This window comes from Zymobacter palmae, assembly GCF_003610015.1.
In the GTDB taxonomy this organism is placed as follows: domain Bacteria; phylum Pseudomonadota; class Gammaproteobacteria; order Pseudomonadales; family Halomonadaceae; genus Zymobacter; species Zymobacter palmae.
Genome location: NZ_AP018933.1, coordinates 1406905 through 1427225 on the forward strand (window position 1 = coordinate 1406905; position 20321 = coordinate 1427225).

The following is a 20321-nucleotide window of genomic DNA, read 5'->3' on the forward strand; positions in this document are numbered from 1 at the left end:
GCAGACAAGATGAAATTGTATATCGTGAATCGAGTGGATCGGCTGCAGGATGTCGTGCAGTTCCTAGCAGACGATGATCGACTGCTGTTGATCGAAGATGGGGTCTATGGCGTCGTTCAAGAAAAATATACCGTTATCTTACCGGAGCGGGTCCAAGCCCAGACCTATTGCTTGAAAGATGATGCCGATGCGCGCGGAATTACACCGCTGGCGCACCCGGCTATACAGTGGGTCGACGTCAATGGCTTCATGGCGCTGACCGAGGAATGCGCTTCCTCCGTAACCTGGCACTAAATACCTGATTGTTGAGATACCTCTATGACCGTTGATTACGCCGCGCTTTCTCTGGACGCCGAAGGCTACCTTGAAGACCTGTCCATCTGGACGCCTGAGGTGGCCGAAGCCCTAGCGTCGCATGAAGGCCGCGTGCTAACGCCCGCCCACTGGGAGATCATTGAGGTGGTACGTAGTTTCTATGCACGCTTTGAAATGGTGCCGGCCATGCGTCCCTTAGTGAAAGCGGTGCGCACGGCTCTGGGGGAGGAAAAGGGCGCGTCCATGTATCTGATGGCGCTTTTCCCGGAAGATGAGCAGCGTTCCGAAAGTCCCGCCAAGATCGTTGCACGCCTTGCAGGGCTGCCGCGACCGACCAACTGTCACTGAAATAGATGAATTTTTTAGGCCACGCGGCACTGGCTCAAGCAGGCAGTGACGCCCAGCTTCTAGGCTGCCTGATCGCTGATGGCGTCAAAGGGCAGCAAGCCTTAGATGCGTTATCGCCTGCAGTTCGGCAAGGTGTGGTGCATCATCGGTTGGTGGATAGCATCATTGACGCTCACCCCGACGTGCAGGCGCTGGTGCAGCGTATGCCTGAGCGCCGCTTTGCTGCTATCGCACTCGATATCGTCTGGGACTATTGCCTGCACCGTTTGTCAGCGTTGGCTCCTGATGAAGGCTGGTCCGCACTGATCCAACGCTGTCATTGTGTCATTCAAGGGGCCGAGTGGCTGCCGCCAAGCAAGGCTTCGCTGCTGCAGAACATGGTGAAAGGGCGGTGGCTGGTGCGTTCCGCCGAGCGTCAGTTCATGCTGGACACTATCATGGGCGTAGGGCGGCATATGCGTCGTCCGCAGGATTTCACGCCGCTGTGTGAGTGGGTTGCGACCCATTTGCTACAGCTTGAGCGTATTTTTATCGTTATCTGGCAGGATATGTGGCGGCAGACCAATATTGCAACGGGCACTTGCGTTGTCCTATCTCGCTGACAAGCAGGCCTTTCTCTCATCGTTAATCTTCTTTTAAAGTGCTATTTTTTGACAGTTTGTGCTCATGGTGGAAGTGCTTTCTGTCATTATTTTCTATGCGAGTATTGCTGTATATATTATAGAAAATATAGCCCTCTATTATAAACGTTGTTCTCTCTTCTCCATTATTAATCGTTAATTAATAACCACCATGTTCAACTCTGCTTTCTCATGTACGTGATGTGGCTGGTTATAGTTAATCGATCCGCCCCGTTATTTTATTAACAATCTTGACTATTTTCATTAGTGATGGATGCAACTTCGCTTATTCGTGCCGTTTTATTTCCATGTTCACGCGTGGCAATCTGTTTCTGTTCCGTCTACACTTTCTTAGTGTTATCTAAAAGAAACAACTGAAGGGCTGCCGTGCTTCCATTCTTGGCACAGTAATTGCTTTTCTTATCAGCGTTACGCTGCAATTTCAGTTTTTTTACCCGTGTGGAGAAGATGGTATGAATGATGACAACCGCTATGGCGACATCACTGAATTTATCGATGGCGTGCTGACCACTATCGGCAAGGAAACGTTGACCGGCGACGAACTGGCGTTGTTCAACGATGAAGTAGTGGCGAATTTCCGTGACTACGTGAACCCTGGTTTCCTTGAGTACCGTAAATCCGTGGCAGATGACGGCAACTACGCTGCCGTTGAATGGCGCTCCAGCAGCCCGAATACCCTGATGGACAGTCGTGGCAACACGTACATTGATTGCCTTGGCGGTTTTGGCATCTACAACGTGGGTCATCGCAACCCCGCCGTGCTGAAGGCGGTGCGTCAGCAGATGGACAAGCAGCCTCTACACTCTCAGGAGCTTCTGGATCCCTTGCGCGCTCTGTTGGCCAAGGTACTGGCACAGCTGACCCCTGGCGGGCTTCAGTACAGTTTCTTTACCAACAGCGGCACTGAGTCAGTTGAGGCTGCCCTCAAGCTGGCTAAGGGGTATCAGGCGTCGCGTGGCAAAACGACCGTGATCTCGACGACGGGGGCTTTCCACGGCAAATCGCTAGGGTCGTTGTCCGCAACGGCAAAATCTGTCTTCCGCAAACCGTTCATGCCATTAGTACCGGGCTTCCGTCACGTGGCTTATGGCGATATTGATGCGATGCGCAAGATCGTTGCTGACTGCGCCACGGTGGGCGACGACGTTGCCGCCATCATTCTCGAACCGGTGCAGGGGGAAGGTGGGGTCATCGTGCCGCCGGCTGACTATCTGCCTGCCATACGTCAGCTGTGCGATGACGAGGGTATCGTAATGATCCTCGACGAAGTGCAGACCGGCTTCGGGCGTACAGGACGTATGTTCGCCTGTGAACACTACGGCGTGACGCCTGACATCCTCTGTTTGGCGAAATCGATGGGCGGCGGTGTCGTACCTGCCGGGGCCGTTGTGGCAACGGAAGAGCTCTTCTCGACGCTGTTTGAAAATCCTTTCCTGCATACCTCTACGTTTGGGGGCAATCCGTTGGCCTGTGCCGCGGCGTTGGCTACCATCAAAGAGCTGATCGATAACGATCTCCCGGGCGCTGCTGCGGAGAAGGGTAAGGTCATGCTCGATCGCATGATTGCACTGAAAGATGAGTTCCCTGATCTGATCCTAGAGGCGCGCGGTCAGGGGCTTCTGATGGCATTTGAATTCCAAGAAAACGACATCGGTTATGCCTTTTCTAAAGGCATGTTCGACCGCGGAGTGCTGGTGGCGGGGACGCTTATCAATGCCAAGACTGTGCGAATTGAACCGCCTCTGACAATAACGCTAGACCAATGCCATCAAGTAATGGATACTGCGCGCGCAGTACTGCAAGAGGTAAGGAACTCCCTCTAGAAGGTGAGTATAAGCGCCTGAATGTTAACGGAAAATTAAGCCATTGTTAGGCTGTCCGTTATCAGGCGTTCCAGCACTGGCGCGGGATTGTCAAGCAACGGCCGGAAGCGACATCATTCCTTGATGCGTTTCCGGTATCCAGGGGCCCCATGCCAGTTCTACTCGACCAAATTCTGGCATGGCTGTCTTCGGAGGGTTACCTCATGTTGTTCACTCATCATCGTTCTACCCCCGCTGTTGTGACGCCCACTGACGATATGTCAGTGTCGAAACTCAGACGCTCTCTCTCTCTTCGTCAAGTCGTTGTGATCGGCCTTGCCTATCTGACGCCTATGACGGTATTCGACTCGTTCGCTATCGTGTCGCAGAAAAGTGGTGGCCATGTGCCCAGCGCCTATGTATTGGCGCTAGGAATCATGCTGCTGACGGCGTTGAGCTATGGCAAGCTCGCTCGCCATTTTCCGCAGGCAGGTTCAGCGTATACCTATGTACAAAAAATCATCGGCAACCGCACCGGCTTCATGGTCGGCTGGCTGTCGCTGATGGACTATATTCTGCTGCCGATGGTGAATGCGCTGCTGGCACAGATCTATTTGTCTGCGCTGTTTCCCAGCGTGCCTGGCTGGATGTGGGTGGCAGGCTTCGTGGCGTTGATCACGGCAATTAATTTGCGCAGCGTGAACTGGGTGGCGCATATCAATACCGTACTGGTATGGATTCAGGTCATCATGATGGCCGTGTTCGTCGGGTTGGTGTGGCACGGCATCGCGACGCATGAGTATCAGCAGCACGTGCTGAGCCTGCAGCCGTTTCTGTCTGAAAATGCGCACCTTATGCCGATGCTGGCAGGGGCTACCGTGCTGTGCTTTTCGTTTTTGGGCTTTGATGCCGTTAGTACGCTGTCGGAAGAAGTGCACGAGCCGGTGCGTGTGATCCCAAAAGCGATCTTTCTGGTGGCCCTTTATGGCGGGCTGATCTTCATCGGCGTGTCCTACTTCATTCAGCTGTATTTCCCGGCCAGTGGGCAGCTGGATCCGGACAATGCGCTGCCTGAAATTGCGGTGTTCGTCGGTGGCAAGCTGTTCCAGACGCTGATGCTGGGCTGCGCACTTATCGGTGTGCTGGCATCAGGTATTGCCTGTCAGACCAGCGTATCCCGGCTGCTGTTCGTTATGGGGCGAGATCGTGTGTTTCCTGCACGTTTCTTCGCCTACCTGCACCCAGTATGGGGTACGCCGGTGCTGAATACGCTGTTTGTCGGTGCAGTAGCGCTAAGCGCGCTCTGCTTTGATCTGGAAAACGCCATGGCGATGATCAACTTTGGCGCGCTGGTCGCGTTCACGTTCGTCAACTTGGCCGTTATTCGTCATTTTTACATTCGGTTGCAGCGTCGTCATACGCTGAAGGATCACCTGCAGTATCTGGTACTGCCGTTGCTAGGTGTCGCAGGCATCGGCATCCTGTGGCTCAATCTGTCCAAGCCCGCGCTGATCCTTGGCTTGAGCTGGGCGGCCTTGGGTGTTGCCTTCATGTTCTACAAGACCCATGGGCTGCGTCGGTCTATGCCGGTTTTCGGGGATAGCCACGCACCGGAGCAAGTGCGTACCTAGTGCCTGTAGTAAGAACGGTGCGTGGCATTCTCTCTGCGTGATGACACAGCAGTAATGAGCGTCTCGGGAAGATCATTACTGGGGCGCTTTTTTTATGAGGTTTGTGGCGGTGAACGGCAATAGAAGGTGTGTCTTGGGGTGATGTCTTTTACGAGAGCATCCTTATCGGCCTATCGAAAACCAAAGCCAATAGTGACTATTAATAACGGATTAGCGTGTTGCCGCTCCTGTAAGATCCAGCGCTGCCTGTAGTGTGCTGATGCCTTCGGCGTCTGCCTCGGCTGTGGTTTCTTTGGGGTACTTTGTCTCATCACCCCTTTCTGCATACCAGTGGCTGTGATCTGCAACGACCTGCTGATATTCGACATCAAGTAGCTGTCCGATGGAGCTGTCGCGAGCACACGTCGACTTCGCCAGAGGCTTGATGTCGACGCAGTCGGTGTCGGACTCACCGTTGCCACTCTTCATCTCTCACGGCGACCACCTGCACCAACGTCACCGTACGATTCTTGCTGATGATGAAATCGACGTCGGCCTTCATTGAGGCGCGCGCCGCTTTAGGGTGGCCGTAGGGAGCCGCGTTAGTCATGGCGTCCGTTCAGGTGTAGGCCTTCCTTTGTTGGCATAAAAGTGCGTCGATCACTCCCCATCTGGAGCATCGCACGAGATGCGGTGTTGCACGGTGTGGACGTTGAACTCACCGTTGGCTTGCGTTACGAACGTCGAGAGACTGACCTTGCCGCCTGCTTTGATGGCCGGGTTGAAGAGGATGTTGGCAGCAATGCCTCCTGAGGCAAAGGCGGGATAGCCAATCGGGCGATGCATCAGTGGGGGTAGAGGACGTGATGCTGTTATAAGGTGGGATGGTGACCGTGTTCGAGCTCATGATGCAGGCAATGCCCGCTGCGCGCGCCAAGTCATGAATCTGCTCAATAGCAGCGCCTTCCTCACAGACATCGCGCAATACCGTGGTTAAGCCATCGTTGATGAATGCCCAGCCGATCTCGTTGGCGAGGGCCTCAATCAGCGGGGCCGCCTTGGTATCGCCCCTTACCGCCGCTGAATTCACCACTATCAGTGGATAAGCTAATATGGGGGACGATCTTGCGTTTTTTAGCATAGAAATCCCAGATATTCCCCCCCCCCCCCCCCCCCCGCGCTCTGCAGGGTTTTGATGTAAATAATGAAAATTATTTTATTATTTTTGTTTGTTTTCTATTATTTCTCCATGTTTGTTTAACTGTATCTCAAGATATCTAAAATTACAGTCTCTTTCCAAGCCTGATATTGCTCTGCTATTTTTTTCTATAACAATCATTATTCCCTCATGGGAACATTTTTCCAGTTCCTCATTATCGATTCCTAAACTACGAGTTTCTCCAGAAGATACTCCTGTTTTGTCATAGTAGTTCCCATCCACATACAATCTGATAAAACGCTTTCACCATCTTTTGGAGAGTTGATTTTTATTTCTGCGCCAGAAAAACAAAATAATTTATATATTCCATAAGATAACAATATAAATATTACTATCCCGCACATGGAGAAGGCTAGTTTTTTGGTTGACATTCATGGACCCTTTTAGATTTAGAATCATTTTCGTTTGTTCCTCCCCATGGAACAGGAATAGACTCTATTTTAGAAAGTAAATCAAAATAGCTGCAGTTCTTCTGGCGGCTTTGTTTTTGCAAGCTCAATACCTATATTAATGGATATTTGATCATTAACATCATCCATGCTGGCAATTATATCTTCGTTTTCCTTATGGTATTGAATATAGTGTTTTTTAGAAAAAATATCATTTCTTGCTTGTGCTAGGGCGGCGCCGCGTCTCAAAGCATCTTCACTAAAACCTACAAGATACCCGACATATCCGTAATGAATGTTAGACCAGATGTCAAAATAATAATCATGACCATTTATTTTATTCCACGCCCATGAATCTTTATATATTTTTATGTTTTTTTCGATAGTTATTCTTCTTAACTCTTGCCCCAAGTAAACTTTGTGATCCCATGGTTTTTTATAACTAACTTGTTCATACCATAGATAACAAGCATATGAATAATGTTTTCCTGATGTAGAAAGATAACCTGTTTTAGGAGATGTAGCATAAAGTGCTTTTTTCCACCAAGACAATCGATTATATGTTGATGTAAAATTTGATTTTTCCAAATGACGTCGGATTTTTTGGGCCTCTGGAGTAAATGGATTTTTCTTCATTTCTCCCGTGATATATTCCGCACACCAATAGCCTAGCTCTGGGCAATTACAAACGTTAATTATTTTAGGTGTGTTATCTTCGATAGGCGTAGTTGTGCCTGTGGCGACTAAGCGCCAGGTATCTTGACCTTCACTATGTTCTATAGAGTTCATGCCGTCGGTGCCTTGATCCAAACGCGAAACTCTTGGGCGCTGAGAGTCTGGGTCAGTATATGCTTTTTGCCTTCCATATCAGAGACGCCTTCTTCGATGTGCCCATCTGCCAACTGAATGCGATAGGGCACGTGAGGAATGGGCTCTCCATGCGGGTTGGCTATCACGAAATGATCATCGTGTGTCGCGGGCAACCAGCCACCAGCGGTCTTTTCTGACGGTGGATTACTGGGGTCAGAATAGAATGTATTGACGATCGGTTCTCCCGGCAAAGTGCCTTGTCCATTGACGTTGTTGAGAGATGATACGATAGGGCAACCCATAGACGTACGGTGACCGTGAAGCGCGGCATTCCTGCGGTTAGGTAAGGTTGTTGTGGCATCGCCTTCGATGATGCGACATCCGAAGGGGCAGGCCATGGCTGATCCCACATGTGCCAACGGTCGACCATGACTGATAACGTTTTGGCACCCTTCAACTACTGCACCTCCGCAGGCAGCTTTATCTCCCAAACGCACCCATCCCTTTATGTTCACAGCTCACCCTCTTTTTAAAAGACAACTTATTGTCATGATTGGTGTTTTTAGGCTTTTTTATCATGCCGGTAAGTGATAGAGGTAGCTACTTCAAAGGACAGGTGGGGCAAGGGCGTAGGTTAGCTGCCATAGAGATATCACAGAGGCCACCTTGCACTGAAATCCGTGTAGAGCGGTGATCATCACGCTCCCGCGTACCCACAAACACTAGCTCTCCGCTGAAGGGGAAATACGCGTGACGTGTCAGGCTGAGACGCTCCTGTACCAGCACAACAGCCTTGCCGTTCACATACAGATCGACATAGACGTGGCCATCGCGTTGATGGATCTTGATTGTGTAGGGCTGCTTGCCAAGGTGGATGCTGAACTGCTGAGAGGGCGTGCTATAGCGGTATAGTCTGTATGTTCATCCGACCCCCAGTTTTACGAAAGAAGCACTGTGCCCACTGGGTGCTGCGTGCCATTTTGTAAAAGTGACAGAGCAGGATGCATGAATACAAATGATAACGAACAGGATATGCCATTATGACAGGTGTGATCGTAGTCATTGGGGCCAGTGCCGGTATCGGTCTGGCAACTGCTCGACGTTTTGCCGCTGCGGGACAGGAGGTCGTGTTGGTTGGACGCCGTGAGAAGCGCTTGCGTCAGGTCACGGAGGCCATCAATGCTGAAGTGCCCGGGAAGGCCTCGTTCTGTGCGCAGGATATGAGCCTGTCCAGCGGTGCCGAAGCGCTGGCGGAGACTCTTCGGCAGCAGAAACGCTCGGTAAGGGCCATCGTATGCTGTGCCGGCGCAGCTCCCCAAACGGAGCGTGCCACGGTGGCGCAGATCGAGGAAGAGTGGCAGGCGACTTTTCAGGCCAATGTATTGCCGACGGTGCTGCCGGTAGAGGCGTTGCTGCCGTTGATGGAGGACGGCGGTAGCATCGTGCTGTACAGCTCAATCGCCGTGTACCGTGGTTTGGCGGTAGGCGGCAGTGGTGCCTATGGTGCCGTTAAAGCGGCAATGCATTCATTGACGCACACTTGGGCGCGTCGTTTGAGCGAGCGTGATATCAACGTTAATGCGATTGCGCCGGGTTATATCGCTGAAACCGAAATCTTTGGCGATATGATGACGGAGGCCTATTACGACCGACTGGTCGACGAGACGCTGCTCAAGCGCCCGGGCTTTCCTCGGGATACGGCAGGGCTGGGGTTCTTCCTCTGTTCATCGGAAGGGCACTACATCACTTCGCAGATCATCCAGATCAATGGTGGTGCGCACCACGGCATGTGATGGTGCCACCTGAAACAGTCTAGGTCGGTTATCATAGTCACTATTGTTATTATCGGTGCCCCGTTTGCCATGACGATGGCGGCGGGGCATTGTTCCGTCTGTTCTTTCGAGATTTTTCTATGCGACATCGCTCTCTTTTCCGCCTGGCGCTTTCTGGTGTGCTGCTGGCAAGCAGTGTGCTGGCCGTAGCATCGACACCGCTTGCCTATACGCCTGTATCGCTCGATAACTGTGGGCAATCGTTGAGCTTTAGCCGGCCTCCCTTGCGCATCGTCACGCTCGGTCAGAACAGTGCCGAGATCGTGCTGGCGCTCGGACAGGCCAAGCGCTTGGCGGCCAGTGGTGTCTGGCTGGATCCTGTTCCAGAAGCGCTGCGTGAACAAGCGTCGCATGTTCCCGTACTGGCTGGCCGTCATCCGGCCTTCGAGACAGTGCTGGCACAGCAGCCCGACCTTGTCGCGGCCCAGTTCGTTGCCGATATCGGTCCGCAGGGGCGCACTGCTCGGCGTGAACAGTTTACGCAGGCGGGGGTGCCCACTTATCTGTCGCCCACTGACTGCAAGCAAAAGGTCGCTGCCAGTACCATTGATGGTGCGCGCCAGGCACCGTTCACCATCGACACGCTCTATCAGGAAATTCACGAGCTGGCCACGATCATGGGCGTTCCTGAACGAGGGGATGCCTTGGTGGCATCGCTGCAGCAGCGCATCGAGCAAGCCACTCGACAGCAACTGGCACAGGATCGTCGAGCACCGACGGTACTGTACTGGTTCTCCAGCGCTCAGCTGGGGGGCGATGCGTGGGTTGCTGGCGCAAAAGGCGCTCCCGCGTGGATCAATCGCACGCTGGGTGTTCGTAACGTGATTGATAGCGCTGAAGAGTGGCCTGCCGTCAGTTGGGAGCGTATTGCTGCGGCAGACCCGGACATTATTGTGATCGGGTCGATGGCGCGGCGTCACTTCACCGCCGATGACATTGAGGCCAAACAGCAGTTTCTAGATCAGGATCCTCTGGCGCGCCAGCTGACCGCCGTGCGTGAGGGGCACATCGTTGTGATGCCTGCGCGTGCGATGAACCCCTCGCTGGATACGGTAGAGGGTGTCGAGTTGCTGGCTAAGGCATTGAGGGACTTCGGTTGGCAGCGTTAGGTATGATTGTGGGCGCGCTCCTTCTGCTGGTGATGATCGCTGTGTCGCTGGTGGCAGGAGAGATTTCACTCAGCTGCCAGGCCGTTGCGCAGGTTATCGCCTCCCATCTAGGGTTACCCATATGGAGCGATGCTGTGGCGGTCAGTGCGTTGCAGGACAGCGTGGTGTGGCACTATCGGCTGCCACGTGTTATGGCGGCTGCACTGGGAGGTGGTTCGCTGGCGCTGTGCGGTGTGGTGCTGCAGGCATTGCTGCGTAATCCGTTGGCCGAGCCTTATGTTTTAGGCCTGTCGGCGGGCGCCTCTGCCGGGGCTGTGGCCGTGACTGTCGCTGGTGTTGCGTGGGGCTGGGCGCTTTCCGCTGGCGCGTTTGCTGGGGCAGTCGCGGCTTTTTGCGTCGTTATGCTGTTAGCGGCACACCGCGAGGGTTCAGCTTCTCAGACGCTGCTGGCCGGCATCGCGTCGTCGCAATTGTTCAATGCCATTGCGGCGTGCTTGATGGCATCATCGGCCTCTGCTGAGCAGATTCGTGGCCTACTGTTCTGGCTGTTGGGAGACCTCAGCGCCGTGCGGTTGAGTGATGTGCCATGGTTGGCTGCGTCCGCTGCGATGGGGTTGGTCGTTTGCCTTGCTGTAGCACGGCCGCTGGATGTGCTCTCGCTAGGAGAACGCAGTGCGTTTGCCTTGGGAATTCCCGTCGCGCGGCTGCGCTATCTGTTGCTGGCGCTCACAGCATTTATGACGGCACTGGTCGTGAGCCGTATCGGGGCGATCGGGTTCGTAGGCATCGTTGTTCCTCATCTCGTTCGCCGGTGGGTGGGGGTACGTCACCGACGCCGCATTCCGGCCGCGATGTTGCTGGGGGCCGTTTTTGTGGTCGGTGCCGATCTGTTGTCGCGTACGCTGATGGCGGCGCATTCATTACCCATCGGGGTAGTGACGGCCATCGTCGGTGCTCCTGTATTTGCCTTGTTGCTACGGCAGCGTTCGTCCGCAAGAGATACTTGATCTTTCATGCTAGAAGTTAATGGAGTGACCCTGCAGCGTGGTGCCCGCCGGATCCTGTGTGATGTCGGGTTCACGCTGATGCCTGGTCAGGTTCTCGGGGTCTTGGGCCCTAATGGCGCAGGAAAGAGTTCGCTACTGGATGTACTGGCAGGGCTTGTCGTGCCGCAAAGCGGTAATGTGCTCTGGCGCGACCAAGCGGTGTCCGATATGAAGTCCTTACAGCGGGCGCGTACGGTAGGGTTGCTTGAGCAGCAATGTCACGGAGACGGTGCATTCCGCGTCGAAGAATTGGTGGCGTTAGGGGCGTGGCCGCACAACGGGAGCCGTCGAGAACGTCGGCGGCAGGTGAATCATGCCATGTCGCTGACGGGTCTGTCGGTATTGGCCGCTATGCGAATGGATAGACTATCAGGAGGAGAGCGCCAGCGTGCACATCTGGCACGGCTTCTGGTGCAATCGCCAGCGCTTTGGCTGCTCGACGAGCCGACCAACCACTTGGATATAGCGCATGCGCATGCTGTGATGGCACTTATGCGAGGCAAGACGGCGATCGTTACGCTCCATGACATCAATTTGGCTGCGCGCTATTGCGACCAGCTATTGTTGATGCATGATGGGAATGCAGTTGCCATCGGGTCGCCGGACGAGGTGTTGCAGCCTGAGCGCTTGAAGCGCGTGTACGGCATGGAGGCTCATCGACTAGCCTCAACTGCGCATCCGCATCCCGTCATTGAGTTTTTGACCCCCTAATCTTATCTAGTGCTAATTTTATACCGTTATCTTTTGTTTTTGATATTTCCCAAAATTCCATCTCGGCAAACATTCAACCATGTCATTAAATAAACTAAAAGGAGTGCTCAGCACGCTGAATCTGCCTCACGACAGTTATTCAATCAATCACGACTCGAACGAATCTTTATGTTTTATCACTGAGCCGCATGGGTATGTGATCTATTACAGTGAGAAGGGTCAACGAACGGGAGAAACGTGGTTCATTAATGAAGAAGAGGCCTGCCAGCAATTTATGGTTATGCTCAGACATATGTTGGGGCTGAGTTCGGGAGACGACGCTGAACAACTATGATGTACAGTGTGTGTGGGTATCTAAATACAGACGGTAAGGATAAAAAAAACCGCCTTGCCTATGGGAAGGCAGGGCGGCTTGATAGAGGCTACTGGGTGTAATGGCTGGAAATTACGCGGCAGCCTGTTGGCCTTTCAGTACTTTTGCATAACCTTCCAGCAAACGCTGATGTGCAGCGGTAGGGGCCGTAGCGTCCAAAGCGGTCAATCCCGGGAAGCGCTGCTCACCTGTTACCAATGAGATGGCTTGCTCTAGGCGTGCTTCGCCGTGATAGCCCACCAGTGCGCGCTGGTAGTGAGCAAGTTCGGCATCGCATGACACCAGTTCCAGCACGTCGCGTACGGCGCAGAGCAGTTGACTGCGTTCAGTATCAACATCGCCGGATCCCAGCACCATAGCCACTTGGTCGCTGGCCTCATCCTGCAGACCTAATGCCAACATCAGCCACAGTTTTAGTTCGCTAATGCGCAGTGATGCCCACGGTGTGCCTTTATCGCCCACGATGCCGATCCATTCCAACACTCGAAGCTGATCGTTGACGGCGTTTTGCTCTAGGCCTTCCAGTACCGCATCCAGCTCATCATCGCTGGCGGTAGGCAGGTTCATCAGCGTCTGACGGAAAGGCAGTGCCTGGTTATTGTTGTTCCAGTACAGCTCGTCTGGCAGATAGATATCAGAGAAACCCGGTACCAAAATTCGGCAGGCATAAGCGCCCAACGCCGTGTATTCGGCGAGGTAGACGTCATAGCCTTCTTCGGCCAGCAAGTCGATCAGTGCGGTGCTCAGGGCCTCGTTATCGCGATCGTCGTTCCAATCTGCGAAGTCGTAGTCTGGTTCGTCGCCTAGCAAAGCCCAGCTGACGTAGCCGCTGGAGTCGATGAAATGCAGCTCCATGTTGTGCGGGTCTTCGACAAGGTCCATGTTGGTCGTCGGCGCAGGGAAGCCCTCCAATTCATCAAGAGCGCGCCCCTGCAGCAGTTCGGTCAGCGCGCGTTCTAGAGCGACCTCGAAGCGCGGGTGTGCGCCAAAGGAAGCGTAAACGCCGCCATCCTGCGGGTTCTGCAGCACCACACACATCACGGGGTAGCGACCGCCAAGAGAGGCATCCAGTGCACGTACGGGATAGCCCGAGGCGTTTAACGCCTGAAGCCCTTCGCGGATATGAGGGAAACGTTCGGCCAGCAGGCTGTCCGGCACCTCTGGCAGGGTGATGGCTTCGCGCAGAATGCGCTGCTTGATGGCGCGTTCGAAGATCTCTGACAGTCCCTGCACCAGCGCTTCATCGCGCGTATTGCCCGCCGACATGCCGTTGGATACAAATTGGTTGGCGATCAGATTGACCGGAAACATTACGGTTTCGCCATCAGACTGGCGGGTATAGGGCAGCAGGCAGACACCTTTGCCGGTATCGCCGCCGTTCATATCTTCCAGCATCGACAGCATAAGCTTGCCTTCGGGATCATAAAGGCCGCGGGTACGCGCATCGAGCACCTGTTCCGGCAGCGTATCGCTGGCCGGCAGCCACTGTTCATCCTGCTGATGCACAAAACCGAACTGCGTCATGGCAGGGGCAAGGTTGAAGTCGGCCCACAGATAGCGCGTAGAAAGACGTTCGATCATTTCGCCATAGGCACTGGCCAGCGCTGCTTCGCGCGAAGCCCCTTTCCCGTTAGAGAATACCTGCGGGCAGTCGCGGTCCCGGATATGCACAGACCAGATATAAGGCGCGGGATTCAGCCAGCGGGCCTCTTCGATGTGGAAACCGAGGGCCTCGATGGAGGCGCGCAAACGCTGGATGGAGTCTTCCAGAGCGGCATCCTTGCCGGGGATGAAGGTCTTGGCGGTCATGAGCAAATCGCAGCCTGAACAGTGAATAGAGAAGAAGGGACAGCCGATGCTGCCCACAGGCCGCTACTCTAGCATAGGTCGCTAACCTCGCGTAGAAAGCGAGGCTATGCCGTTGCGTTATGTGCTTATTCGATCAAGGGGCTGCCGCGACGCGCTTGTCATCACAGGACAGCTGGCGAGTGTCGCCTGCCAGTGCTGAGCGTGCTTTGAGTCGGCACATGATGCTAGGGGCCTGCGCCACGGGCACAAGCAACAGTTGGTGGCGACCGACGGTTTGCCCATAGGCGGGATTGAAGTCATGCAGCTGGCGGCTACTCAGCTCCGTGGAACTGAGTGAATCAAGTGATACTGGGCGCGCCACCCGGATACTCTTGAACATCGGTTCGTTGGGAATATCCGGCAGTCGAATGCCATAGTGTTCTGGTGCGTCGATGATAGCGGCCAGCGCCAACAGGCGCGGCACGTAAAGGCGCGTCTCGGTCGGCAGTGGCAGGTCGAAATAGTTGCGCGTGTTGGCCTGACGGATGGCCTTGTTCACACGTCCAACGCCCGCATTGTATACCGCCAGCATCAGTACCCAATCATCATCGAACCAGTTATCCGACAGCCACTGGAAATAGTCGAGCGCTGCGTGGGTTGATTCCAGCGGATCATTGCGCGGGTCATAGTCGCGGGAAAGGGTTAGCCCAACCTCGGTGGCGGCTTGAGGGGTCAGCTGCCACATGCCGCTGGCACCGCTGATATTGCGCGCTTTGGGGTTATAGCCGCTCTCGATGAAGGGCAGCAGGGCGATTTCGCCCGGCACATGGCGTGCATCAACTTCATGAAAAACATGATAGAGCCATGGGCGTGCATCCTTCATGTAGCGATCGATGGCATCGGGGTGCTGCTGATACCACTCGATCCAATAGCGCACGCGAGGATTGTCGATATGGTGATCGAGTGCAAAAGACTCGCGCATGTGCACCCACAGCGAATGGCTGTCCTCATGATAGGTGGGTGCCTGAAATTCAGAAGGCTCCGGCATGAGTGGGGACATCACCAGTGCTATCAGTAGCATCCAGCCGACGCTGCGGTGTCCGCGGCGCAAGCGGCGCGTAATCGCACTGCGCAGAAGAGGGGGCTGGCTCACGGGCACCCCCTCGTGACATTCATTGCAACGGCATTGGCTGTGGAATCAGACGTATGGCAAAGGCAACGATTCAACATCAGTCAGAATGTATCCTTCCAATGGCGCAGTGCTGCAAGCACATGTACGGGATCGTCAGACGCGGGCCGACCAGTATGGCGGCAGGCAGCCTGGATCACGGTCGCTTTATGCGTACGCATAAAGGGGTTGGTGCGGCGCTCTTGGCCGATCGTACTGGGCAAGGTCGCGCGACCTTCTGCTCGGGCAGCACTGGCACGTGCCTTTGCTTCTTGAATGGCCGCGTTGTCGGGTTCAACGGCGAGAGCAAAGGCCAGGTTGTTCAGGGTATATTCATGGCCGGCATAGACAGCGGTGTCAGGTGATAGCGCTGCAAAACGTTCCATGTTACGTAGCATCTGTTCAGCAGTTCCTTCGAACAGACGCCCACAACCTGCCATGAAAAGAGTATCGCCCGTAAGCAGAATGGGTTTAGCGGATTTCTCTTGTGGCGTAATGAGATAGCAAAGGTGGTCTATGGTATGAGCCGGAGTGGCGAGCACTGCCGCAGGCTGATCCAGTACCGTGAAAGTATCGCCATCGTGCAGTGGCTGGGTGACCCCCTCGACGTCAGTAGGCCCATAAACGGCAAGGGCGGGAAAACGGGCGATCAGTTCGGCTAGGCCATCGGTATGATCGTGATGATGGTGAGTGATAATGATGGCCGCCAGTTCGAGCGTTGGCTGTTGCATCAACCATGCCTGCACGATGTCTGCATCACCGGGATCGATGATGGCAGCCTGCCGTGTGCGGTCGTTGACGATGGCCCAGATATAGTTGCTTTCGAGCGCTGGCAGCGGGTAGAGGTGCAGTTCTCCATGAGATGACTGAGGATAAGACATGAAATACTCCTTGGTTTTCGCTATATGCTGTGTAAGTTCGATGGCTATCACGCGATATGATGCCGTAATGAAACGCGCGGTGGCGAAACGGCGATTTACATCGGGGTGCACGAAGGCAACAGTGACACAGGAGAGCCGGGATGAGTGATACGCAACAGAGTGTCAGTGCCCTGATGGCCTACTGGAATACACCTGCGGGCCAACAGGTATGGCAGCGAGAGTCCGTGATGCTGTCACGCATGGTGGCTTACAAAGGGGGGCGTTTGCTGGAAATGAACGCCGCGGCATCGCTGGCCACGCCGTTCGCACCAAGCCATGCCCTCCGTTGGGCACCGTCAATATCAACCCAGCCGCTATGGCACGCTGACTATATCGCGGATGGCCGTGCTCAACCCTTTGACGACTGTCACTTCGATACGGTGCTGATACATCACCTGCTGGATTGTGTCGACCAGCCTCACCACTGGCTGAGCGAAGCGGCGCGCATTACCGCAGATACCGGTCGCCTGTATCTGATCGGCTGGAACCCGCTGCAACCACGCTGGCCGCACTGTCACCGCCGTCATCCGGCACAGCGGCGTCTGTTCATACGCCAGATCCGTGACTGGTTAGCATTTGTCGATCTTGAAATAGAGCAGGTACACTATTGCGCATTCTCGGCGGCACGCTGCCGTACGGCGTCATGGGCTGAACATGTCGGTACACTGCTGGATGTGCCCTTGGCCGGAAGCTATATCGTTTCGGCGCGGCGCCAGAAACAGTATATCGTCCCGCTGGCGAAACGCTTGCGGCACCGGCAGTTGCTCTCTCTCGGCGCGATACCCAAAGGGGTGTTGGCCCCCATGCCATCAACGCTTACCGAGCAGCATCGCACGGATGTCGATTGTCCCACGACCCATTCCACTCCATCACGCCCATCAGGACATCATGAGCAGCACTGACGACACCACGAACACCCGCCTTCCCCATGTCATCATCTATACCGATGGAGGCTGTCGTGGCAATCCCGGCCCCGGTGGCTGGGGCGCGATACTGCGCAGCGGCGAACACGAGCGCGAACTGAAGGGCAGCGAGGCGGATACCACTAACAATCGCATGGAACTGACAGCGGCCATTCAGGCGCTTGAGACGCTTAACCGACGCTGTCAGGTCGAACTCTGGACCGATTCCGAGTATGTTCGTAACGGCATCACGAAGTGGATCCACAACTGGGTGAAACGCGGCTGGAAGACGGCGTCTAAGGCGCCAGTCAAAAACGCCGAACTGTGGAAACAGTTGCTGGCGGCATGCGAACGCCATGAGATTGAATGGCATTGGGTGAAAGGGCATGCCGGGCACGAAGGCAACGAGCGAGCTGATCAACTGGCTAACGACGCTATGGACGAGTTGGCACGAGCAGGTCGCTGATGCCCTCATGCGTTTCTCCAACGTAGGTGTGTAGGCAATGTATACGGGTAAGCAGGCGCTGGATTAAGCCGTCGAGCCACCTTCGTTTAAGCGTTACCCCGCTGGCAAGGCCGTTCCGAGCTGGTCAGGCGGGGATAGAGGAAGAACGATGAGACAGATCGTCATGGATACCGAGACTACCGGTATCGATCCGAAAGAAGGCCACCGCATCATTGAGATCGGGGCCGTTGAAGTCGTCAACCGTCGCTTGACGGGACGCACGTACCATCAGTACATCAACCCACAGCGTGCCATCGACCCCGAAGCAATGTCCGTTCACGGGATCACCGATGAACGTGTTGCCAACGAGCCGGTGTTCGGTGAGATAGCCCAGGCATTTTGGGACTTTATCGAAGGCGCCGAGTTGGTCATTCACAATGCGCCTTTCGACGTGGGCTTCATGAATGCCGAATTCACCCGCCTGAAGAATGATGGCGGCCCGCCATCGGGCCGGTCGAGGCGGGCTGTCAGGTGCTGGATACGCTGAAGATGGCGCGTACCATGCACCCCGGACAGCGCAACAGCTTGGATGCGCTCTGCAAACGCTACGATATCGACAACTCGTCACGTACGCTGCACGGCGCCTTGCTTGACTCCGAGATTTTGGCTGAAGTCTATCTGGCGATGACCGGTGGGCAGACTGCGCTGATGCTGAGCAGTCAGGATAACGACAGCAGCAGTTCTGCAGCCAGCCATGCTTCGTCGCGACAGCGTGTAGCACTGGCTCCGGGCCAGCTGCGCGTTATTCGCCCGTCGGAAACCGAGTGGGAAGCTCATCAGAAGAAGCTCGACATGATTCGCGGTAAGTCAGGCGGCGAGTGCGCATGGGATAAGCTCAATGGCTAATACGACATTGCAGGATGCACCGGTTGCCGCATCGCTGTTCGACAGAGAACGCCGGGATATTGTGGATGCCCGCAAGGGCCTGCTGATCCGCATTACACCGGATGGTGAACTGCTGCTGACGTCTGATGAGCGCCTGCTGGGACATGAAGAACCGTTTCCTGAATGGTCGATTGTGTTGGGGCGCTGGCAGGGCATGCCCATCGCTGTCGTAGAAGCGCCGTGTGATGACGTGTCTACGGCGCGGCGTGCGCACAAGGTGACCGACTGCCTGCCGATGCTCAGTGATGACGAGCGTTGTCTGGTCGCCACTGCACTAGAGGTTCTACACTGGCGGCGCGATCACCGCTTCTGTGGTCGCTGTGGCAGCCCAATGGTGATGGACGCGTTCGAATACGCCATGCACTGCAAGGCCTGTGGCCATATCTGCTACCCGCGCCTGTCACCGTGCATTATCACTCTTGTTACGTATGGCGACGATATGCTACTCGCCCGCAGCCCGCATTTCCCCGCGGGGCGTTTCAGCACCCTGGCCGGTTTCATTGAACCGGGTGAAAATGCCGAACAGGCTGTGAAGCGCGAGATTCGAGAGGAAGTGGGCGTCGACGTACATGGTGTGGTTTTCCAGCGAAGCCAGTCTTGGCCGTTCCCACACTCTTTCATGTTGGGCTTTACGGCACAGACGTCGACAAAGGACATTACCATCGATGGCGTCGAGATTGAGGCTGCGGACTGGTTCAGCATTGATGAACTGCCTGCATTACCACCGGTCGGGGCCATCTCACGCTGGCTGATTGACCAGCACGTTAAGCAGGTCAAGGCGAAACGCCACGCATAGGACACTGCTGCGGCGTAGGGTGGGTTATATCGGCCTGCGAGCGAAGCAAAATTTCGGGGCACCCATGGCAGGTGCCCTTCTTTATCATTACCGCCATAAAGGAATGCGAGTCATATGGAGTGGTGGAGTCTTTATTCATTGTTTGCCGCTAAGGTGGCAACGTTTCTGCTGGCCTTGATTGTCATACTGATCATCATCGCCCGGGTTCGAGGCGCAGGCCGCCAGCGGAGCGCTGAAGCTTCTCTGAGCATCAAAGAACGAAGAGAGCGGTTCCTGCCGCGGCAGCATCAGCTGCAGGGCGTGCGCATGAGCGATGGCGAATACAAGCGCTGGCAAAAACAGCAGCATAAGGAAGAAAAGGCGCGCCTCAAGGAAGACGTGAGCGAGCAGCCGGTAATCTGGGTGTTGGACTTTGACGGTGACCTGCAAGCCTCGGGCACGGATGAAATGGCCGAAGAGATCACATCGTTGATCGAAGGCGCACACAAGGGGGATGAGATTGTGCTGCGCCTGGAGTCGGGCGGTGGCCTAGTGCATTCCTACGGGTTAGCGGCGGCTCAGCTGGACCGCCTGCGCGATGCCGGGCTAAAACTGACCGTGTGCGTTGATCGCGTAGCGGCCAGCGGTGGCTATATGATGGCCTGCTGTGCAGATCACCTGATTGCTGCACCGTTCGCGGTGATTGGCTCCATTGGTGTGGTTGCCCAAGTGCCGAACGTCCATCGCCTGCTGAAAAAGCACGATGTCGATGTCGAAATCCTGACGGCTGGGGAACATAAGCGAACCCTGACCATGCTGGGCGAAAATACCGAAGAAGGGCGGCGTAAGTTCCTTGAAGACCTGGCTGACACGCATGCACTGTTCAAGCAGCATGTGCGTCAGCGTCGCCCGCAGCTGGATATTGACCAAGTAGCAGATGGCGATATTTGGTACGGGCAGCAGGCCGTTGCACTGGGGCTGATCGACGACGTTCAGACCAGCGAAGGTTATTTGTCGCAGCGTGCGCGTGACGGTCTGGATATTTTCGAGGTATCGCTGACAGCACCGCGTTCTCTGGTATCGCGTCTGGCGCACGGCGCTGAAAGTACCCTGCAGCGAGCCGTCAATGCCTGCTTGCAGCGTGCCCTCAACTGGCGCAGCGAACGTACGTAG

Annotated in this window: 22 protein-coding genes and 1 pseudogene; 14 read left to right on the top strand and 9 right to left on the bottom strand. The window is 55.1% G+C overall.

Annotated features, from left to right (window positions below; translation table 11 throughout):
- Positions 1–9 precede the first annotated feature (9 nt).
- The 5 genes from tusB to ZBT109_RS06290 all read left to right on the top strand — a co-directional run bounded on the left by tusB (position 10) and on the right by ZBT109_RS06290 (position 4737).
- The gene (tusB, locus tag ZBT109_RS06270) at positions 10–294 is read left to right on the top strand and encodes a sulfurtransferase complex subunit TusB (protein WP_027705665.1); all 285 of its coding nucleotides are present in this window, start codon (positions 10–12) and stop codon (positions 292–294) included.
- Between the two features lie 24 nt (positions 295–318).
- Positions 319–663 carry a TusE/DsrC/DsvC family sulfur relay protein gene (locus ZBT109_RS06275; protein ID WP_027705666.1) on the top strand — a complete coding sequence of 115 codons (345 nt, stop codon included), beginning with the start codon at positions 319–321 and terminating at the stop codon, positions 661–663.
- A gap of 5 nt (positions 664–668) precedes the next feature.
- Entirely contained in the window at positions 669–1265 is a 597-nt protein-coding gene (locus tag ZBT109_RS06280; protein WP_027705667.1) for an acyl carrier protein phosphodiesterase, read from the top strand.
- 491 nt (positions 1266–1756) lie between these two features.
- Positions 1757–3127, top strand: a complete 1371-nt coding sequence (locus ZBT109_RS06285; RefSeq protein ID WP_084261860.1) for a putrescine aminotransferase — start codon at positions 1757–1759, stop codon at positions 3125–3127.
- A 149-nt stretch (positions 3128–3276) separates the two neighbouring features.
- Complete coding sequence (locus ZBT109_RS06290; protein ID WP_269460483.1) at positions 3277–4737, top strand: APC family permease; 1461 nt, start codon at positions 3277–3279, stop codon at positions 4735–4737.
- Between the two features lie 210 nt (positions 4738–4947).
- Here ZBT109_RS06290 and ZBT109_RS06295 read toward each other — a convergent pair whose 3' ends face one another.
- The 6 genes from ZBT109_RS06295 to ZBT109_RS14270 form a co-directional block, all read right to left on the bottom strand.
- Positions 4948–5205: a hypothetical protein gene (locus tag ZBT109_RS06295; protein WP_027705670.1), complete on the bottom strand. Its 258-nt coding sequence runs from the start codon at positions 5203–5205 to the stop codon at positions 4948–4950.
- Positions 5186–5326: a hypothetical protein gene (locus ZBT109_RS13805; protein WP_156934044.1), complete on the bottom strand. Its 141-nt coding sequence runs from the start codon at positions 5324–5326 to the stop codon at positions 5186–5188. The genes ZBT109_RS06295 and ZBT109_RS13805 overlap by 20 nt, the downstream gene beginning before the upstream one ends.
- A 50-nt stretch (positions 5327–5376) precedes the next feature.
- Positions 5377–5562, bottom strand: coding sequence for a hypothetical protein (locus ZBT109_RS06300; protein ID WP_027705671.1), 186 nt, complete (start codon positions 5560–5562; stop codon positions 5377–5379).
- Positions 5563–6387: 825 nt separating this feature from the next.
- Positions 6388–7113, bottom strand: coding sequence for a polymorphic toxin type 44 domain-containing protein (locus tag ZBT109_RS06305; RefSeq protein ID WP_084261861.1), 726 nt, complete (start codon positions 7111–7113; stop codon positions 6388–6390).
- Complete coding sequence (locus tag ZBT109_RS06310; protein WP_084261862.1) at positions 7110–7649, bottom strand: PAAR domain-containing protein; 540 nt, start codon at positions 7647–7649, stop codon at positions 7110–7112. The genes ZBT109_RS06305 and ZBT109_RS06310 overlap by 4 nt, the downstream gene beginning before the upstream one ends.
- Before the next feature lie 85 nt (positions 7650–7734).
- Complete coding sequence (locus ZBT109_RS14270) at positions 7735–8010, bottom strand: hypothetical protein (RefSeq protein ID WP_456300744.1); 276 nt, start codon at positions 8008–8010, stop codon at positions 7735–7737.
- 164 nt (positions 8011–8174) lie between these two features.
- On the opposite strand from ZBT109_RS14270, the gene ZBT109_RS06315 reads away from it, so the two are divergent.
- The 4 genes from ZBT109_RS06315 (at position 8175) to ZBT109_RS06330 (ending at position 11832) form a co-directional block, all read left to right on the top strand.
- The gene (locus tag ZBT109_RS06315; RefSeq protein WP_027705673.1) at positions 8175–8927 is read left to right on the top strand and encodes an SDR family NAD(P)-dependent oxidoreductase; all 753 of its coding nucleotides are present in this window, start codon (positions 8175–8177) and stop codon (positions 8925–8927) included.
- Positions 8928–9046: 119 nt separating this feature from the next.
- The gene (locus ZBT109_RS06320) at positions 9047–10075 is read left to right on the top strand and encodes an ABC transporter substrate-binding protein (protein WP_038278890.1); all 1029 of its coding nucleotides are present in this window, start codon (positions 9047–9049) and stop codon (positions 10073–10075) included.
- 2 nt (positions 10076–10077) lie between these two features.
- Entirely contained in the window at positions 10078–11082 is a 1005-nt protein-coding gene (locus ZBT109_RS06325) for a FecCD family ABC transporter permease (protein WP_038278893.1), read from the top strand.
- Between the two features lie 6 nt (positions 11083–11088).
- Entirely contained in the window at positions 11089–11832 is a 744-nt protein-coding gene (locus ZBT109_RS06330) for an ABC transporter ATP-binding protein (RefSeq protein ID WP_027705676.1), read from the top strand.
- Positions 11833–12277: 445 nt separating this feature from the next.
- Here ZBT109_RS06330 and ycaO read toward each other — a convergent pair whose 3' ends face one another.
- The 3 genes from ycaO to gloB all read right to left on the bottom strand — a co-directional run bounded on the left by ycaO (position 12278) and on the right by gloB (position 16042).
- A complete protein-coding gene (ycaO, locus tag ZBT109_RS06335) occupies positions 12278–14014 on the bottom strand; it encodes a 30S ribosomal protein S12 methylthiotransferase accessory factor YcaO (RefSeq protein WP_027705677.1) in 1737 nt (578 codons plus the stop codon).
- Positions 14015–14147: 133 nt separating this feature from the next.
- A complete protein-coding gene (locus ZBT109_RS06340; protein ID WP_051523992.1) occupies positions 14148–15146 on the bottom strand; it encodes a transglycosylase SLT domain-containing protein in 999 nt (332 codons plus the stop codon).
- An 80-nt stretch (positions 15147–15226) separates the two neighbouring features.
- Positions 15227–16042 (bottom strand): hydroxyacylglutathione hydrolase, encoded by an 816-nt coding sequence (gloB, locus tag ZBT109_RS06345; protein ID WP_051523993.1) that lies wholly within the window; start codon positions 16040–16042, stop codon positions 15227–15229.
- A gap of 140 nt (positions 16043–16182) precedes the next feature.
- On the opposite strand from gloB, the gene ZBT109_RS06350 reads away from it, so the two are divergent.
- The 5 genes and pseudogenes from ZBT109_RS06350 (at position 16183) to sohB (ending at position 20321) form a co-directional block, all read left to right on the top strand.
- Entirely contained in the window at positions 16183–16983 is an 801-nt protein-coding gene (locus ZBT109_RS06350; RefSeq protein ID WP_051523994.1) for a class I SAM-dependent methyltransferase, read from the top strand.
- Positions 16970–17449: a ribonuclease HI gene (gene rnhA, locus ZBT109_RS06355; RefSeq protein WP_027705679.1), complete on the top strand. Its 480-nt coding sequence runs from the start codon at positions 16970–16972 to the stop codon at positions 17447–17449. Before ZBT109_RS06350 ends, rnhA begins: the two co-directional genes overlap by 14 nt.
- 148 nt (positions 17450–17597) lie before the next feature.
- Positions 17598–18334, top strand: a pseudogene (gene dnaQ / locus ZBT109_RS06360) (DNA polymerase III subunit epsilon).
- A complete protein-coding gene (gene nudC, locus ZBT109_RS06365) occupies positions 18327–19169 on the top strand; it encodes an NAD(+) diphosphatase (protein WP_084261863.1) in 843 nt (280 codons plus the stop codon). Before dnaQ ends, nudC begins: the two are co-directional and overlap by 8 nt.
- A 114-nt stretch (positions 19170–19283) precedes the next feature.
- Entirely contained in the window at positions 19284–20321 is a 1038-nt protein-coding gene (sohB, locus tag ZBT109_RS06370) for a protease SohB (protein WP_027705682.1), read from the top strand.

What these genes read in the sequence shown, in the direction of transcription:
- tusB (WP_027705665.1), top strand. Translation starts at nt 10, where the DNA reads ATGAAATTGTATATCGTGAATCGAGTGGATCGGCTGCAGGATGTCGTG.
- ZBT109_RS06275 (WP_027705666.1), top strand. Translation starts at nt 319, where the DNA reads ATGACCGTTGATTACGCCGCGCTTTCTCTGGACGCCGAAGGCTACCTT.
- ZBT109_RS06280 (WP_027705667.1), top strand. Translation starts at nt 669, where the DNA reads ATGAATTTTTTAGGCCACGCGGCACTGGCTCAAGCAGGCAGTGACGCC.
- ZBT109_RS06285 (WP_084261860.1), top strand. Translation starts at nt 1,757, where the DNA reads ATGAATGATGACAACCGCTATGGCGACATCACTGAATTTATCGATGGC.
- ZBT109_RS06290 (WP_269460483.1), top strand. Translation starts at nt 3,277, where the DNA reads ATGCCAGTTCTACTCGACCAAATTCTGGCATGGCTGTCTTCGGAGGGT.
- ZBT109_RS06295 (WP_027705670.1), bottom strand. Translation starts at nt 5,205, where the DNA reads ATGAAGAGTGGCAACGGTGAGTCCGACACCGACTGCGTCGACATCAAG.
- ZBT109_RS13805 (WP_156934044.1), bottom strand. Translation starts at nt 5,326, where the DNA reads ATGACTAACGCGGCTCCCTACGGCCACCCTAAAGCGGCGCGCGCCTCA.
- ZBT109_RS06300 (WP_027705671.1), bottom strand. Translation starts at nt 5,562, where the DNA reads ATGCATCGCCCGATTGGCTATCCCGCCTTTGCCTCAGGAGGCATTGCT.
- ZBT109_RS06305 (WP_084261861.1), bottom strand. Translation starts at nt 7,113, where the DNA reads ATGAACTCTATAGAACATAGTGAAGGTCAAGATACCTGGCGCTTAGTC.
- ZBT109_RS06315 (WP_027705673.1), top strand. Translation starts at nt 8,175, where the DNA reads ATGACAGGTGTGATCGTAGTCATTGGGGCCAGTGCCGGTATCGGTCTG.
- ZBT109_RS06320 (WP_038278890.1), top strand. Translation starts at nt 9,047, where the DNA reads ATGCGACATCGCTCTCTTTTCCGCCTGGCGCTTTCTGGTGTGCTGCTG.
- ZBT109_RS06325 (WP_038278893.1), top strand. Translation starts at nt 10,078, where the DNA reads ATGATTGTGGGCGCGCTCCTTCTGCTGGTGATGATCGCTGTGTCGCTG.
- ZBT109_RS06330 (WP_027705676.1), top strand. Translation starts at nt 11,089, where the DNA reads ATGCTAGAAGTTAATGGAGTGACCCTGCAGCGTGGTGCCCGCCGGATC.
- ycaO (WP_027705677.1), bottom strand. Translation starts at nt 14,014, where the DNA reads ATGACCGCCAAGACCTTCATCCCCGGCAAGGATGCCGCTCTGGAAGAC.
- gloB (WP_051523993.1), bottom strand. Translation starts at nt 16,042, where the DNA reads ATGTCTTATCCTCAGTCATCTCATGGAGAACTGCACCTCTACCCGCTG.
- ZBT109_RS06350 (WP_051523994.1), top strand. Translation starts at nt 16,183, where the DNA reads ATGAGTGATACGCAACAGAGTGTCAGTGCCCTGATGGCCTACTGGAAT.
- rnhA (WP_027705679.1), top strand. Translation starts at nt 16,970, where the DNA reads ATGAGCAGCACTGACGACACCACGAACACCCGCCTTCCCCATGTCATC.
- nudC (WP_084261863.1), top strand. Translation starts at nt 18,327, where the DNA reads ATGGCTAATACGACATTGCAGGATGCACCGGTTGCCGCATCGCTGTTC.
- sohB (WP_027705682.1), top strand. Translation starts at nt 19,284, where the DNA reads ATGGAGTGGTGGAGTCTTTATTCATTGTTTGCCGCTAAGGTGGCAACG.